Source organism: Photobacterium angustum (genome assembly GCF_002954615.1).
Lineage (GTDB): Bacteria > Pseudomonadota > Gammaproteobacteria > Enterobacterales > Vibrionaceae > Photobacterium > Photobacterium angustum_A.
Window position 1 is genome coordinate 2002012 of sequence record NZ_MSCJ01000001.1, and the last position, 16978, is coordinate 2018989.

Annotated in this window: 17 protein-coding genes; 2 read left to right on the forward strand and 15 right to left on the reverse strand. The window is 41.4% G+C overall.

All coding sequences use genetic code 11. The features are described from left to right. Positions 1 to 24: 24 nt before the first annotated feature. Together ccmB and ccmA are read right to left on the reverse strand one after the other, a co-directional pair. Entirely contained in the window at positions 25 to 693 is a 669-nt protein-coding gene (ccmB, locus tag BTO08_RS08670) for a heme exporter protein CcmB (RefSeq protein WP_005370346.1), read from the reverse strand. A gap of 5 nt (positions 694 to 698) precedes the next feature. Continuing rightward, positions 699 to 1349, reverse strand: a complete 651-nt coding sequence (gene ccmA, locus BTO08_RS08675; RefSeq protein ID WP_005370344.1) for a cytochrome c biogenesis heme-transporting ATPase CcmA — start codon at positions 1347 to 1349, stop codon at positions 699 to 701. A gap of 115 nt (positions 1350 to 1464) precedes the next feature. On the opposite strand from ccmA, the gene BTO08_RS08680 reads away from it, so the two are divergent. Together BTO08_RS08680 and BTO08_RS08685 are read left to right on the forward strand one after the other, a co-directional pair. Further along, the gene (locus BTO08_RS08680) at positions 1465 to 2325 is read left to right on the forward strand and encodes a hypothetical protein (protein WP_105060693.1); all 861 of its coding nucleotides are present in this window, start codon (positions 1465 to 1467) and stop codon (positions 2323 to 2325) included. A 3-nt stretch (positions 2326 to 2328) separates the two neighbouring features. Further along, positions 2329 to 2637 (forward strand): EscU/YscU/HrcU family type III secretion system export apparatus switch protein, encoded by a 309-nt coding sequence (locus BTO08_RS08685; protein WP_105060694.1) that lies wholly within the window; start codon positions 2329 to 2331, stop codon positions 2635 to 2637. 3 nt (positions 2638 to 2640) lie between these two features. On the opposite strand, the gene BTO08_RS08690 is transcribed toward BTO08_RS08685, so the two are convergent. The 13 genes from BTO08_RS08690 to flhB all read right to left on the reverse strand — a co-directional run bounded on the left by BTO08_RS08690 (position 2641) and on the right by flhB (position 16976). Next, on the reverse strand, positions 2641 to 3075 hold the full coding sequence (locus tag BTO08_RS08690; protein ID WP_105060695.1) for a DUF2802 domain-containing protein: 435 nt from the start codon (positions 3073 to 3075) through the stop codon (positions 2641 to 2643). After that, positions 3075 to 3569, reverse strand: a complete 495-nt coding sequence (locus BTO08_RS08695) for a chemotaxis protein CheW (protein ID WP_105060696.1) — start codon at positions 3567 to 3569, stop codon at positions 3075 to 3077. Before BTO08_RS08695 ends, BTO08_RS08690 begins: the two co-directional genes overlap by 1 nt. 24 nt (positions 3570 to 3593) lie before the next feature. After that, on the reverse strand, positions 3594 to 4544 hold the full coding sequence (locus BTO08_RS08700; RefSeq protein WP_105060697.1) for a chemotaxis protein CheW: 951 nt from the start codon (positions 4542 to 4544) through the stop codon (positions 3594 to 3596). Continuing rightward, the gene (locus BTO08_RS08705) at positions 4537 to 5313 is read right to left on the reverse strand and encodes a ParA family protein (RefSeq protein WP_105060698.1); all 777 of its coding nucleotides are present in this window, start codon (positions 5311 to 5313) and stop codon (positions 4537 to 4539) included. Before BTO08_RS08705 ends, BTO08_RS08700 begins: the two co-directional genes overlap by 8 nt. A 10-nt stretch (positions 5314 to 5323) precedes the next feature. Continuing rightward, the gene (locus tag BTO08_RS08710) at positions 5324 to 6490 is read right to left on the reverse strand and encodes a protein-glutamate methylesterase/protein-glutamine glutaminase (RefSeq protein ID WP_105060699.1); all 1167 of its coding nucleotides are present in this window, start codon (positions 6488 to 6490) and stop codon (positions 5324 to 5326) included. 76 nt (positions 6491 to 6566) lie between these two features. Beyond that, on the reverse strand, positions 6567 to 8810 hold the full coding sequence (locus tag BTO08_RS08715) for a chemotaxis protein CheA (protein WP_105060700.1): 2244 nt from the start codon (positions 8808 to 8810) through the stop codon (positions 6567 to 6569). 9 nt (positions 8811 to 8819) lie between these two features. Continuing rightward, positions 8820 to 9539, reverse strand: coding sequence for a protein phosphatase CheZ (locus BTO08_RS08720; protein ID WP_005370327.1), 720 nt, complete (start codon positions 9537 to 9539; stop codon positions 8820 to 8822). A 48-nt stretch (positions 9540 to 9587) separates the two neighbouring features. Continuing rightward, entirely contained in the window at positions 9588 to 9959 is a 372-nt protein-coding gene (gene cheY / locus BTO08_RS08725) for a chemotaxis response regulator CheY (RefSeq protein ID WP_005370326.1), read from the reverse strand. Between the two features lie 64 nt (positions 9960 to 10023). Further along, on the reverse strand, positions 10024 to 10746 hold the full coding sequence (locus BTO08_RS08730; RefSeq protein WP_045082753.1) for an RNA polymerase sigma factor FliA: 723 nt from the start codon (positions 10744 to 10746) through the stop codon (positions 10024 to 10026). Beyond that, positions 10739 to 11629: a MinD/ParA family protein gene (locus tag BTO08_RS08735; RefSeq protein ID WP_005370324.1), complete on the reverse strand. Its 891-nt coding sequence runs from the start codon at positions 11627 to 11629 to the stop codon at positions 10739 to 10741. The genes BTO08_RS08730 and BTO08_RS08735 overlap by 8 nt, the downstream gene beginning before the upstream one ends. Further along, entirely contained in the window at positions 11622 to 13334 is a 1713-nt protein-coding gene (gene flhF, locus BTO08_RS08740) for a flagellar biosynthesis protein FlhF (protein ID WP_105060701.1), read from the reverse strand. Before flhF ends, BTO08_RS08735 begins: the two co-directional genes overlap by 8 nt. A gap of 51 nt (positions 13335 to 13385) precedes the next feature. Then, on the reverse strand, positions 13386 to 15482 hold the full coding sequence (flhA, locus tag BTO08_RS08745) for a flagellar biosynthesis protein FlhA (RefSeq protein WP_039872604.1): 2097 nt from the start codon (positions 15480 to 15482) through the stop codon (positions 13386 to 13388). Between the two features lie 363 nt (positions 15483 to 15845). Next, the gene (gene flhB, locus BTO08_RS08750; protein WP_105060702.1) at positions 15846 to 16976 is read right to left on the reverse strand and encodes a flagellar biosynthesis protein FlhB; all 1131 of its coding nucleotides are present in this window, start codon (positions 16974 to 16976) and stop codon (positions 15846 to 15848) included. Between the last annotated feature and the right edge of the window lie 2 nt (positions 16977 to 16978).

A 16978-nucleotide genomic window follows, 5' to 3' on the forward strand; every position in this document is an offset into this window, starting at 1 on the left:
GACATCATCGCTCCCACTATTGATTTAGTTCACACTGATCCTCAGCGATGCCGCAACTGCAAACGGTGCTAATGTTAAAGACGCCACCAACATTGCCGCCATTAATGCTAATTGCCCGTTATATGCCATCCCTAAACCTGCAGCTTCTATTGCAGAGGTTGCGAATATAAGCACAGGTATATATAACGGTAATATGAGCAAGCTCAATAAAACGCCACCTTTTCGTAATCCAACCGTTAAAGCGACACCAATTGCCCCTAAAAAACTTAATGTTGGTGTGCCCACTAGCAATGTGAGTACAACAGCTACCCATGTATCCCAGTTTAGGGATAGTAAAATCGCTAATAGCGGACTGATTAAAATCAGCGGTAAACCAGTCAACAACCAATGCGCAAGCATTTTAGCAAAGGCTGATACCGCTAATGGTGTCGGCATTAATAACATTTGCTCAAGCGAGCCATCGGCATAATCATCGCGGAAAAGGCGCTCCATTGATAATAACGCAGCTAACAATGCCGCTACCCATATAATCCCAGGCGCAATACGTGCAAGCAATTTAGGCTCAGGACCAATACTTAATGGAAATAAGGTGATCACAATAATAAAGAACCACAATGGGTTCATCACATCGGCACGTCGACGAAAAGCAATGAGCAATTCACGACGAATAATTTGAACAATAGAATTAAGCACCGTGATCACTGCCCTAACTTGATTTTTCGTAAATGATTACTATCCGTAAACATATCTTGGTGCGTGGTTAATAACACCATGCCACCACGTTCAACGTGAGATAAAAACAAGTTTTCAAGTACCTTGACACCTTGCTTATCAATCGCCGTTAATGGCTCATCAAGCACCCATAATTTATGATTACTTAACCATAAACGCGCTAATGCAACACGGCGTTGCTGACCTGCAGATAGTTGTCCTGCTGGCACATCTTCACGCCCAGCTAACCCAACATGCGCCAATGCTTGCCATAATGCGTCCTCACCCATAACTTGTGGTGAACCCTTGAGATCTGAGCCTTGATTGCATTTATGCATTGCTTGAAAAAAAGCCAAGTTCTCAAAGGCGGTAAGTTCACGCTTCACACCAGTTTGGTGACCAAGAAACAACAACTCTTGATGGTAATCTTCTCGCGCAACCTGAATATCTTCTTGATTCCAAAAAACTTGCCCACTATCAGCGCGGCCTAACCCAGCGATAATACGTAACAGTGTGGTTTTACCTGCGCCATTATGGCCTTCAATTTGAACTAACTCGCCACTTGATATAGTGAAACTGAGTTCATCAAACAATAAACGTTCGTCACGAACGCAGCTTAAGTCTGCTACAGACAACATATAAATGATGTATCCTAGGTGTCACAAATCAGTCCGCATGATACCACAATGGCTAATAATTTAGCTAAACTACGGACATATTCATCGTTAGCTAACGTAAGTAAATGTGAAATAAATGCGCATCAATTTAACGCCACCTCACTCCCCTAGCGCAGCAAAAGCTGCACAAGTTGAGAAACCTTTATCCGGTAATATAAATAGCCAATCACCGTTATTTACTAACGCTGGAGGAAAAGAGCAAAATCTTATTTCTCAATTACCGCAATTATTGTTATCCATAAACAGCTTGCAACGTTTAGTTACACTTTTATCTACCCCGTTAAACTCTGGTACAGCTAAATTAGCCACATCGCCTTCTAACAGCCTAAATACTATTTTCCAGCAGCTCTTTGCACCTCAAAATCAAGCCAGCTTAATCGCTTGGTTACAACAAGGTGGAGAACGAAAACCTTTAGCCCTGTTATTACAGCAACTATCTCAGCCACAAAGCCAATTAAACCAATGGTTAAAAACGTTAAGCCCAGAACAACAGCAAGATATCCCTGCACTCTTAAGGCTTGCCGCTGAACAACGTGGACCTGAAACACAACGTACACAAGATACCAATAGCATTTATCTACAGTGGCCGGTAAATAACAACCAATCTATTGATATTAAAATAAAAAATGAGCATGAAGATTCCAGCTCAAATGCTGACAAGAATATCAACTCTTGTTGGACGGTCAAATTGGCATTACCTATTGGTGCAATAGATATACTTAATGTTACAGCCCAATGGAAAAACAGCACATTAGCAACTGTATTTGAAACAGTGAATCCATTGTTGTTACATAAAATTGAGCAAGTCTCACCGCTACTTTTTTCTCGTATGTCACAGTTAGGTATTAACTGCGAATCCCCTAAATTTCTGCAAGCTTCAGAAAAAGAGTCTAATGACCATCTAGCCTCTTCTAATGGCTTATTGATTAAGGTCTGAGTAATGACAACAGATAAAAAAACACCCACCCATGCAATTGCACTTAAGTATGATGGTGAAAAGTCCCCCTATATTACAGCCAAAGGCCACCAGCAATTAGCTGAACATATAATTGAACAAGTGAAACAGCACGGTGGCTTAATTCATCAAGATCCCGTACTTGCACAATATCTAAATAGCTTTGATGTCGGCGATGAAATCCCACAAGAGTTATATTTGATTATTGCCGAACTGATTGCCTTTTCATGGTATTTAAACGGAAAAACCCCTCCGGGATGGGAGGGGCTTGAAGATATTGATATATCAGTATAACGATTAACGTCGACGGTGTTTTTGCATCGTCTGCTGTAAGCGAAGCAGTAATTCAGCTTCTGCTTTAGGTAAATCACACTCATTCATCAGTTCATGTACATCAGCGCCTAACTCTACCATTTTACTGGCACGACTATATAAACGCCCTTCGGGATCGTTCATCATTATCTCTGTTTGACGATCTTCAACGACTTCTAACTGATGTGACATATCCGCCAATTTGTGGCTCATACCCATAGTACCTGCCCGCAATTCATTGAACTCTTTACTCAAGCGTTCATTTTGTAAGCGGGCATTTTTTAATACAGTTTCAATGGCGGCAAATTTTGTTTCTAAACTCCGTCGCGCTTTGCGCTCGCGAAGCAATAACACTGTAAAGATTATAACCGCCAATACACTAATAACAGTAGGTATCCACTGTAGCAGAACAGTATTCATTACAAGTACGCCATCTCATCCCATTCTTCATCAGATAGCAGCTTATTAAGATCAACTAAAATAAGTAATTGCCCTTCGCGGTTACTTACACCTTGAATAAACTTCGCACTCTCTTCAGTACCCACACTTGGCGTACTATCAATTTCAGAACTACGCAGATAAACCACTTCAGCAACACTATCGACAAGAATACCAATCACTTGTTTTTCTGCTTCAATAATAACAATACGTGTATTATCAGATATCTCACCCGGAACTAAGCCAAAACGAGAGCGAGTATCGATAACCGTCACGACGTTGCCGCGAAGATTAATAATACCGAGCACATAATCGGGTGCACCTGGCACTGGCGCGATTTCTGAATAGCGCAAAACCTCACGGACTTGCATAACATTAATACCGTAAGTCTCATCTTCTAGCTGAAATGTCACCCATTGCAGAACCTGATCATTCGCTCCGTCTTTTTGGATCTCAGCGATATTTACCTGTGACATGCTATTCCCTCTTAAGGTCCTGTATTACTCAATACTATTTACATCCAATCCATTATTTAGCATCGCTATTAACGCATTAACATGGACAAGTGCACACATTTTATCTTTTACCATACCCGCAAGCCAAGGCCGTTTTCCTGCTTTCTCTCGCCAGCGAATATCATTGCCATTCAACATTTTGGTACCGTGCAGTTTATCGCTAGCCAGCCCCCATTGGCTATCGCCAAGCATCACAATATAACGATAATTATCACGATACTCATCACCAACTAGCTTCTCTGGCATCACCCAACGTGCAGTATCAACTACATCTAACTTTTGCTCGCGTGTTGACTGTAGACCCAAATACCAATTGGGACGCCCAAGTAAACGGTTAAGATCGCCAAGTTGATGAATACCACCGAGTTCAGTGAGTGCAACCGCAAATGTCACACCATTAACTTCAAAAAATAACGCTTGAAACGCTTGCTCCATCCCATGATGTATCCACTGGTCTGGCGGAATTAGCCCAGCATCTTGAGCAATTTTAGCGGTTTCAATAACCTCTGTTTCAACGATATCTTCCGCTATATTTTCAGCACTAGCAAACGTTGGTTCTGCTTCTTTAATAGAAGTTAGTTGCTCTGGTATTGCTTGTTCTGTTTCTGAAAAAATTTGTTGTGGATTTGCAGTTTGTACGACATTTTCTTGAATATCATCAACATGATTTTCATCAACTTGACGCAATAGTCGTTCAATATCTTGTCGATTTGACGGCTCTGCATAATCAACAGCAACATTAGGCTGTGGCTTTAATACATTTAACTTAGGTTGAATTAACGTAGGCGCTACTTCAACGTTTTCAATACTTGGTTTATCGACGTCTAAAACAGGATCTTGAATCTCCGCAGATATAGCAACTTCATTTGATTCTTCTAATAAATCAAAAAAATAATCATCTAAGGCTTGATCACTTGAAAGTGGCTTACTATGCATGATTGTCTAACCGTTCTACATATTTTAATAACGTTTTGTAAGCAAACACACCACGACAATTTCGGGCATATAATGATGGTGGCATATGTTTAATACTGGCATCACGGAACTTTGTATCAATAGGTACCGCTGACGCCCAAACTTGTTCAGGGAAACGAACCTTGAGTTCTTGTAAAGTTTGGAGTGATGCCCGTGTTCGTTTATCGTACATAGTTGGAACAATCGTGACATTAAAACCAGACGGCTTAGAGCGCTGCATAATTTGTAATGTCCTCATCATTCTTTCCAAGCCTTTCATAGCTAAAAACTCTGTTTGTACTGGTATAAGAATGCGATCGCTCGCCGCCAATGCATTGACCATCATCACCCCCAAAATGGGTGGGCAATCTATCAGTACGTAATCATAGTCATCAACCAAGCTGTGTAGCGCTTTTTTTAACACTAACCCCATACCACTGCGATTTCCCATCACACGATCAAGTGTTGCCAGTGACATATGAGCAGGAATAATATCAATATTATTAAATGCAGTTTTAAGAATAAGTGGTTTTACACTGGCTTTATTCACTACGGGTAATTGAAACAAATCAAATAAACTCGCGGGTACTTGCTCTGAATCAAAATTTAAATACGTTGTTAACGATGCATGTGGATCGGTATCGACTAATAAAACACGCTTATTTTGCTCACTCAGCAATCCTGCTAATGTAATCGTGGTTGTGGTTTTCCCCACCCCACCTTTTTGATTAGCAATACTCCAAACAATCACCCCTTGATCCTCACTGTAAACCTAATTCGATTAACATACATTCAGCAATACGATCTAGAGGTAAGTCATGGCTTGATATGCCCGCTTTAGCAACAGCTTGAGGCATACCGTATACCACACAACTGTCTTCATCTTGCGCCCAAATAGTTGAACCACTATTTTTTAGCATTCTTGCACCATCTCGACCATCAGCGCCCATTCCGGTTAATACCATTGATAGGACTTTATCTTGATAGACTTTAGCCGCAGAACCAAATGTTACATCAACGCATGGTTTATAATTCATGCGCTCACCGCTATCAATAATACGTAACCTTGATGCGCCAGGTCGACCATCAAGCATCATTTGTTTACCGCCTGGAGCGAGATACGCCATACCGGGTTTCAACATATCCCCATTTTCCGCTTCTTTAACTCCAATTTTGCACAGCTGATCTAATCGTGCCGCAAAAGCTGCGGTAAATGTCGCAGGCATATGCTGAATAAGCACTATCGGATATGGAAAGTTAGCGGGTAGTTGAGTCAATATTTTTTGTAATGCGACTGGGCCACCAGTCGATGTACCAATTGCAACAATCTGGTACTTTTTTCCTGACGCTTTAAAACGTAATGCAGGTTTGACAACAGATGCACGGGCACTTCTTGAAGATGAAACAGATGAAGGTTCAGCCTGCAAGCGTGACGTTAGCGTTGGTTTCGTCGTCGATGTATGAGTGCTTGTTAATGGCGATGATGGAATAGATGTTGAACGCGTAGTCGCACTTCGGCGCATAAAAATACGTTTACGTGCAAGCTCTGCAACACGTTTTTGAAGCAGTTCAACGGCTTCATCACGATTACGCGCAATATCTTCAAATTTCTTTGGCAAGAAATCTAACGCACCGGCATCAAGGGCATCAAGTGTCGCCTTTGCACCATCATGAGTTAACGAAGAGAACATTAAGATCGGAGTTGGTGAAACTTTCATGATTTCGCGAACGGCTGTAATACCATCCATCACGGGCATTTCGATGTCCATTGTGATCACGTCAGGTTGCAGTTTTTGGGTTAACTCTACCGCTTCTTTGCCATTAACGGCATTGCCAACAACTTCCAACCGACTATCAGCATTAATTATTTCACTTACTCTTCGACGGAAAAAACTTGAGTCATCAACTACTAATACTTTAACTGCCATGTTACTTTCATCCCGTTGAAACGCTTAAACAAAGGGGGTCATCGCCCCCCTCTTTTATTATTATTTGTCGTGCTAATTAATGACCAGCGTAGTGTTTTAATAAGCTTGGCACATCAAGAATTAATGCAATATGACCATCACTGGTAATTGTTGCGCCAGCCATTCCTGGCGTACCTTGAAGTAAGCTATCTAGTGGTTTTATCACGACTTCTTCTTGACCGATTAAGGTATCAACCACAAAACCAATTCGCTGATGGCCAATTTGAACAATAACGACATGACCATGCCCACGATCTTTATTCGTACCGACTGTCATATTTGACAACCAATCTTGTAGATAAAACAGAGGTATCGCTTTATCACGAACAATAATTGTTAACTGACCATCAACAGTATTGGTTTTATTCAAATCAAGGTGGAATATTTCATTGACACTTGCCAATGGCAATGCAAATGGTTGTTCACCGACGCCTACCATTAATGTAGGTAAAATAGCTAACGTTAACGGTACTTTAATGTCAATTCGAGTGCCTTTGCCTAGCACTGAATCAATATGAATTGAACCATTAAGCTGATTAATTCCTGTTTTTACAACATCCATTCCCACACCACGACCAGAAATATCAGAGATTTCTTTTTTGGTCGAGAAACCAGGCGCAAAAATGAGATTATACGCTTCATTGTCAGTGATACGAGAAGCAGCATCAGCATCCATTACACCGCGTTCAACGGCAATACTGCGGAGCTTTTCTGCATCCATACCACCACCATCATCTTCGATGGTAAGTAAAATATGATCGCCTTCTTGTGATGCTGACAATAGTACTGTTCCCGTACGAGGCTTACCTACCTGCTCACGAACATCCGGCATTTCAATGCCATGATCTACAGAGTTTCGTACTAAGTGGACTAGTGGATCAGCAAGAGCTTCCACTAAGTTTTTATCTAAATCTGTTTCCTCACCGCGCATTTCCAGTACGATATCTTTCTTTAAGCTACGCGCTAAATCACGTACAACACGAGGAAAACGACCAAATACTTTCTTGATTGGCTGCATGCGAGTTTTCATCACAGCGCCTTGAAGATCTGCTGTTACAACATCAAGATTTGAGACCGCTTTCGACATTTCTTCATCATTGGTGTTTAAACCAAGACTAACTAAACGATTTCGTACTAAAACCAATTCACCGACCATATTCATAATGGTATCAAGCGTTGAAGTATCAACACGAACTGTCGCATCAGCTTGTGGTTTTGACTTCTCTTTGACCGCAACAGGTTTAGCTGAACGCTCTGCTGGCAGTTGATGTGTCGCAGAAGCTGGCGGAGTGACCATCGCCGTTGATTGAGCCGAAGGAACAGTAGTTTCAACCTCGGTTAAATCATTCGCTGTAGATTGAGCAGCAGACGCTTGTTCTTCCAGAGACGGGCTTTTACCTGCACCATGTAATTCATCAAGCAGACGTTCAAATTCATCATCTGTCATCAAATCATCACTATCACCAGCACCTGTATCTTCTGGTACGGTAGAAGATGATGGTGTTACTGGCGATGCTGTTGACGATGATGGTGTTGAAACACCAGCAGAGGACGTATCACTATTCCCCGGCCCTTTACCAGAACCGTGTAATTCGTCTAACAAACGTTCGAATTCATCATCAGTAATATCACCGCTATCAAAATTTAATTGTGCTTCTACATTATTTTGCGCAGTTGGTTCTGGTGTCGTTGGCTTGGATGGGCTTTGCCCTGTACCATGAAGTTCATCAAGTAAACGATCAAACTCATCTTGAGTCATGTCGTCAACACTGTCGCCAGTGGTAACATTATCATTGTTTGACGTGATCACAGGTTCAGGCATCACCTCCGTAATATTATCAACCGATGGGGCTTCAACGGGCTTAGAAATAGGAGCGAGTTCATCTGCTGTTGCTGGCTGGCTGTAATAATGTAAGGCATCTAATAAACGTTGCTCTGCACGATCAAGAGGCTGATGCTCTTTCACTTGCTCAAACATCACATTGATACAGTCAAGTGCTTCTAAAATCACATCCATCAATTCAGATGTTACGCTACGCTTGCCTGTTCGCAGCAAGTCAAAAACGTTTTCCGCACCGTGACAAGCATCAACTAGTTCGGTTAAAGAAAGAAATCCTGCTCCACCTTTTACCGTATGGAAACCACGGAAAATAGCATTCAATAACTCAGAATCATCGGGGCTTCGTTCAAGCTCTACCAATTGTTCAGAAAGCAATTCAAGAATTTCGCCTGCTTCTATTAAAAAGTCCTGCAGGATATCTTCGTCTAAATCAAAGCTCATAAATTTCCCCTAAAATCCAAGACTCGAAAGTAAATCATCAACATCATCTTGTGATTCAACAACATCATTACGTTGCTCTGGATTAATGATTGGCCCTTCAGGCTTTAAGGCATCTTTCTTATCATCAATCACAGTATTCGCGTCTTGTTCCATGCCAAAAGCTTTAAGAATTTCAACTAACCTATCTTCAACTTCATGAACTAACTCAATGACTCGTCGAATGATTTGTCCAGTGAGATCTTGGTAGTCCTGAGCCATAAGGATATCGGTAAGGTGGGTACGCAGTGTACTGCTATCGCCTTCAATTTGAACAAGCAATAAATCAATATCGTGGCACAATGTTTTAAATTCAGTAAGACCAATCTTACCTGCCATTAAACGCTGCCACTGAGGATGTACTTGCAATAACGTGTTATGCAGTTTGTCAGCAATTGGTAATGTGCTTTCAACTGCGTCCATCGTTTTATTGGCGGCTTGCTCCGTTTTATCGATAACATAAAGCAATCGTTCACGAGCATCAGGAATATCAGTTTTCGCTAAATCGTTAACCCGAGGGTCAAGGCGAAAATTAAGTAAAGAATCATGCAACTGGCGAGTAATTTTACCCACCTCTGCAAACATTGGTTCATGGCTATCGGCAACTAATGTTTGTACAAGCGAATTGGCTTCAGCTTGTTGTCCGTTTTCTAGCAAGCTGACAAGCTGTTTTGCCTGTTCAAGTGAAATCATGCTTCTTTATCGTCCTTATGCACTACTGATGGTTATTGTTAGCGATCGTTACTGCAAACGTTCGAAAATTTTATCCAATTTTTCTTTCAACGTTGCTGCGGTAAATGGTTTAACAATATAACCATTAACACCTGCTTGTGCGGCTTCAATGATCTGCTCACGCTTTGCTTCAGCAGTAATCATCAATACAGGCAAATGCTTCAATTGATCATCAGAACGAATATGACGAAGCAAATCAATACCTTGCATTCCAGGCATGTTCCAATCCGTCACAACGAAGTCGAAATCACCCTTTTTAAGCATAGGTAAAGCGGTTAATCCATCATCTGCTTCTAAGGTGTTGTTAAAACCTAAATCACGAAGCAGGTTTTTAACAATACGGCGCATTGTTGAGAAGTCATCAACAATGAGAATTTTCATGTTTTTATTCAAGTTTGCCTCCACTGAGAGCCAGTGTTCTTCTAGTTCTAAAAATAAATAATTATTAAGCAGTCCATGCTGTTAATTTTGCACGTAATCGCTGCATTGCTTGGCTGTGTATCTGACAAATTCGTGATTCACTCACACCGATTACCGCACCAATTTCTTTTAAATTAAGCTCTTCGTCGTAATAAAGTGATAACACTAACGCCTCTCGTTCAGGGAGGGTTTTTATCGCTTCAGCCAATGACGCACGAAAGTTATCATCAACAACACCTTGAAAGGGGGTGTTTTCACCAATACTTTCTTCATTAGCAACGGTATCTTCTGCCACCCCAAGATCACTAATACCGACTAAGCGTCCACAATTAACATCATTTAATGCTTGATGGTACTGTTCTAACGGCATATCGAGATATTGCGCAATTTCTTGGTCATTAGGATCGCGTCCTAATTCATTTTCAAGGTGAGATATCGCTTCACTTATCTTTCGGCTATTTTTGTATACCGAGCGAGGAACCCAATCACCACGACGAATATCATCAAGCATTGCACCACGAATACGAATTCCGGCAAACGTTTCAAAGCTTGCCCCTTTCGTGGGATCATAATTTTGTTGTGCTTCAAGTAAACCTATCATGCCTGCTTGAATTAAATCTTCCACTAAAACACTCGGCGGTAAACGAACCATTAAGTGATGAGCAATGCGTTTAACTAACGATGAGTAACGTTCGATAAATGCTTGTGGACTCTGCTGATATTGACCATAAGCCATCGCTTTATTCACTGTATGGCACCTCCATGGCCTGAGAACGTTTTATTAATAAACGCTCAACAAAAAACTCCAGATGTCCACCTGGGTTATGCGGGATAGGCCACGTCATCGCTTTGGTTGATAATGAATTCAACGCCAATGCAGCAGGGCTACGAGGAAAAGCTTCTACCACTATCTTCTGACGTTTAACGGCTTGTCGAACATTATCATCAAGCGGAATACATGCCACGAGCTCTAAATTAGCATCTAAGAATCGTTCAGTAACACGCGTCAATTTGGTAAACAGATCGCGTCCTTCACGATAACTACGCACCATATTGGCAACAATTTTAAAGCGTTGAACATCATACTCACGACTTAAGATTTTAATCAATGCATAAGCATCTGTAATTGATGTTGGTTCATCACAGACAACAACCAGCACATCTTGCGCAGCGCGAGCAAAACTAAGCACCATGTCTGAAATACCTGCAGCGGTATCTACCAATAGAAAATCAAGATCGTCTTGTAAATTACCAAAAGCGCGAATTAACCCAGCATGCTGCGCTGGTGTTAACTCTGCCATATTTTGAGTACCCGAAGCAGCAGGAATAATCTTTAACCCGTATGGGCCTTCAATAATGATATCTTCCAGCTCACAGATACCCGCCAAAACGTGAGATAAGTTACGCCCAGCACGAAGTCCTAGCATCACATCAACGTTCGCAAGGCCAAGATCAGCATCCAATACCATGACCCGCTTACCTTGACGTGCCATCGACATCGCCATATTTAGCGTAACATTGGTTTTACCGACACCACCTTTACCACCGGTTACAGTAATCACTTTGGTTGAGGTTAACTGAGTCATTCGACGTAAACCGCTTGCTTGATCGTACATTCTGCTCTCAATCATAATAATCTGCCGCCTTATTATCTGAACTATCACTAGACCAGAAATGTGATTGCTGGCTTATCTCTATCTCCAATAATTCATTAGCACGTGACACTAGGTAGTTCCCCGATGCTATTTTGATATCTTCTGGTACACGCTGACCATCCGCTAAATAAGCGATTGGTAATGCATTTTGAATCGCCACGCAGATGATCTCTCCTAAACTTAATGACTCATCAAGCTTTGTTAATACGCAACCAGAAAGCGGAATACGACGAAAATGTTCAATCGTTTCCTGCAACACTCGACGCTGTGATGTCGCTGGCATCACTAAGTAGCTACGAATATGTGCTCCGCTATTTTTCATTAATGTGTCTAGCTGTTCAGATAACCGAATATCACGCTGTCCCATCCCTGCGGTATCAAGCAATACCAATCGACGATGTCGCAACTGATGTAAGATATCGGCAAGTTCTTCAGCATCTTTAGCAACTCTTACCGGACAGCCCATAATTCGACCATAAGTCGCTAATTGCTCATGGGCACCAATACGATATGTGTCTGTCGTTACTAGAGCAATTTGATCAGGACCAAACTCCATTGCCGCACGTGCAGCCAATTTTGCAATTGTCGTGGTTTTACCTACACCTGTTGGGCCTAATAAAGCCACTACACCGCCCGTATCTAAAATACAATCGTCAGTGGTAATAATTTGATCTGATAACAAGTCAAGTAACGCAGGCCATGCTTCATTGGGTTGAATATCTTCAGGGATATAACACGCTAATTGATCGGCTAATTGCTCCGATAGTCCCATTTTTTCAAGGCGCTTAATCATCATGGCGCGCATTGGTTCACGGCGTTCAACTTCTTGCCACATTAAGCCTGATAGCTGATGTTCTAATAAGCGACGTATCGAGATCATTTCAGATCGCACTTGATCCAGTTCATCTTTACTCGGTTGTGCTTTGGACTCGTAACGAGAAGGATCTAATCGTGGCTTTTGCGGTGACTGTTCACGTCCATTCATACCATGATCATGCTGAGGGCTATCAAATAACCCGCGACCAACAGATAGATCGCGTTCATATTGCTTTGATGATGGGCGACGATAATCTCCGATATCTAAATCATGCTTATTCGTTTCAGGCTGACGACGTTGGAATAATGGTGACGTTGATGATGAACGATTATCACGTGATGAAGGAGCATCTGCATACTGTTGGTCAGAATAACGAGAGTAGCCACCTGCCTTTTGTTGCGATGATCGTTCATTTTGCGGACTGTATGCTGGCTTATGCTCATGTCGAAATGCATTCGCTTCTGAATATAAGCTGTGGCTATCCCCTTGCTCGCGCAATTTCGATTGGCGATCAAGTAATGCACTAAGAGAATCAACCTCATTAGGTTGCTCATTTTGCTCTTGGGTTGAGGCATAGTTTTGTAACACGCTAGCAAATTTCTGCGCCGTTGATTGGTTCAACTGTACCTTGTCATCAGCAAGTTTACGTCTTGCTTGACTTAACCCTTGAGAAACTTCGTCACGAGAACGATGCTGAGTACTTTGCGCTGCTGGAGGCGTTGTATCAACATCCACCGCTGCCACAATCTCAACACCACCTGAAACTTTCTTATTCGACATAATGACGGCATCTGGCCCAAGCTCTTCTTTGACTTCGCTAAGTGCCGTTCTCATATCCTTGGCAAAAAATCGTTTAATTTTCAAAATATCGTCCTATCTCAGAAAGGGCTTAGGCCGCATCTACAACCACTAACATTAATTACCTACCGCGTTCACAATTCGAATTTGTTTTTCATCAGGCACTTCCTGATATGACAATACCCGTAAACTTGGGATCGTATTTTTAACAAATTTAGCTAATGTTGAACGCAACACACCTGAGGTCAACAATACCGCAGGCTCACCTTTCAATTCTTGTTGCTGAGTCGCTTCTGTTAATGAACGTTGTAAGCGTTCCGCTAATCCAGGCTCAATACCTGAAGATTCGCCACCAGCAGATTGCATGGTTTGATGCAATATTTGTTCCAATTCAGGGACTAAGGTAATCACTGGTAGCTCAACTTCTATTCCATTGATTTCTTGGCAAATTAATCGTTTCAGACCAATACGAACAGCAGCGGTTAATATGTCAGGATCTTGACTCTTACTTGAATACTCCGACAAAGTTTGGACAATGGTTCGAATATCACGTAGTGGAATACCTTCATTTAATAAGTTCTGCATCACTTTCACCACAACCCCAAGAGGTAATTGATCAGGAACAAAACCATCAACCAATTTAGGTGTCGTTTGACCTAACATCTCTAATAGGTTTTGCACCTCTTCATGACCCAGTAACTGTGATGCATGATTTGTCAGTAATTGACTTAAATGGGTCGCCAATACAGTTGCTGAATCAACAACGGTATAACCTAATGCTTGCGCATGTTCACGTTGTGAGTCTTGTACCCATACCGCTTCAAGACCAAACGCAGGATCAGTTGTCATTTCACCATCAATAGAGCCGAAGACTTGGCCGGGATTAATTGCAAGATCCATTTTTGGATGAATATTTGCTTCACCACAGGCGACGCCCATTAAACTAATGCGGTAACTGTTAGGTGGGAGCTCTAAGTTATCGCGAATATGAACCGGCGGGATAAGGAAACCAAAGTCTTGCGATAACTTTTTACGAACACCTTTCACGCGCTCTAACAACTCACCACCTTGATCTTTATCGACCATTGAAATTAAACGGTAACCCACTTCTAAGCCAATGGTATCAACAGGCTGTACATCATCCCATGATAGTTCTTTTAGTGGTTGAGTCGGCGCTAACTCTGTCGGCGGCGCTTGTTTTTCCACAAGAGCTTCAGCTTTCTCTTTCTTTATTCGCCAATAAGCGGCACCACCAATAATGGCGGCAAGCAATAAGAAAGGAATATGAGGCATACCTGGAACAATACCCATAACAAATAAAATCACACCTGTGATGATCAACGCTTGAGGATTGTTAAACATCTGAAAATACATTTGCTGCCCCATGTCCTCGTCAGTATTTTGACGAGTTACCATCATTGCAGCGCCGATGGATAAGAGTAACGATGGGATTTGAGCAACAAGACCATCACCAATGGTCAATAAACTGTAAATCTCTAAGGCTTGACCAAATGTCAGACCATGCTGACCCATACCAATGATTAAACCACCAATGATATTGATAAAGAGGATCAAAATACCAGCAATGGCATCACCTTTAACAAACTTAGAGGCACCATCCATAGAACCATAGAAGTCAGCTTCTTTTGTTACTTCAAAACGACGAGTACGCGCTTGCTCTTGATCGATAAGCCCTGCATTTAAGTCGGCATCAATTGCCATTTGCTTACCCGGTAAGGCATCAAGGGTAAAGCGAGCACTAACTTCTGAAATACGACCCGCACCTTTGGTTACAACCATAAAGTTAATGATCATCAAAATAAGGAAGACCACTAAACCCACGGCATAGTTGCCACCAATAACAACCGAGCCAAATGCATCAATAACTTGTCCTGCCGCATCAGGTCCTTCATGGCCGTGCAATAAAACAACACGAGTCGATGCAACGTTTAGTGCTAAACGTAATAGCGTGGCAATAAGTAGTACGGTAGGAAAAGCAGCAAAATCAAGCGGACGACGGGTATACACCGTCACCAATAACACCACCAATGAAAGAGCGATATTAAAGGTAAACGTCATATCCAATAGCAACGGTGGCATTGGTAAAATGATCATCGCTAACGTTGCCAATACCATTATAGGCGCACCTATTGATGGCATAGACTTGATACTGGCTAACGGCAATCTATCTGCAAAGGGAATTGAAAGCTTCATTCTGTCTAGTGATCTATTCTTTTATTATTGGTATCAATGTTCGTTTTATAAACAAAAGAAGATAATTAAATAGTCCGTTATTTAATAAAGACGATGAACCATGAATGCATAAAATAAGGTAAAGCAATTATCATGCCTTACATATAAGTCATTTTTTTGACAGTCCAGAAAGACTACCAAATTCATAACAGAAAGATAAAAACAAACGCTATATTTGTGACTTCCTGTCTAATATAAACATTTAATTAAATAACGAGCCTTAATACAATTAATTCCACCAAGGAATTAACGATTAATATACATACAACACAGTTTTAGCCATAATATACTTAATTATCAATCCAATAATAATTCATCTAAAAATTAATGGCGTAATTCTTCAGGTATATCCATTGCAGCTTTAGATAGTGTTGGTTTTTTGCCTTTACCTTTGCGATATTCTTTTAACTGAAATACATAGGCTAATATTTGAGCAACGGCGACAAATAAACCATCTGGAATTTGCTGTTCTAATTCAGTCGTATAATAAATAGCACGAGCTAATGGCGCTGCTGGAACAATATCAATATTGTGTTTATTGGCTATCTCCCTGATCTTAAGCGCTAAATGATCGCCCCCTTTCGCAATAACAACGGGCGCAGAGTCTAACTTAGGATCGTAGCGAAGTGCGACAGAGAAGTGCTCAGGGTTAGTAATTACCACGTCAGCTTGCGGCACATCTGCCATCATACGTCGCTGAGCCATTTCACGTTGCAGCATTCTAATACGCCCTTTTACTTCAGGCTTACCTTCCGAATCTTTGTATTCATCTTTAATTTCTTGTTTGGTCATTTTTAATTGTTGATTAAAGTTCCAAATTTGAAATGGCACATCAATAGCAACAACAATAAGCAGTGAGCAACAAATTAAAAGGACAAAGTTTAGTAAAATATCGATAGCATGAAAGTAATTGGCAGGGAAAACTTCAGTACTGAGTTGAAAAAAGTCTTCTAAACTCGAAAAAATTAAGTAGCAAGCAATACTCCCCACCAGCCCAACTTTCAAAATAGACTTAATTAATTCAACCCAACTTTGCATACCAAACATCCGCTTTATTCCACTGAGCGGATTCATTTTTGATAATTTAGGCATAGCTGCTTGAGTGGAAAAGCGAACGCCACCTACACCAGCAGCCCCAATAAAAGCGGCAACAAACAAAAAAATAAGTACTAAAAATAAAGGCGCGAGAATATAAACAATCGCATCTAAAATAATGACAAATAAACGATCAAGATCGAATATATCGTCGCGTGTTAAGCTAAACATTGCCGTCATAATATGACTCAGTGCTTTACTTAGCCCTTCTCCAAACCACATTAACCCAACAGCACCAGACACTAATACCGCAACAGACGCTAATTCTCTTGAGCGCGGAACTTGACCTTTCTCTCGCGCCTGCTCAAGCCGTCTGGGCGTGGCGTCTTCGGTACGTTCTTGACCATCAGAATCAGACATAC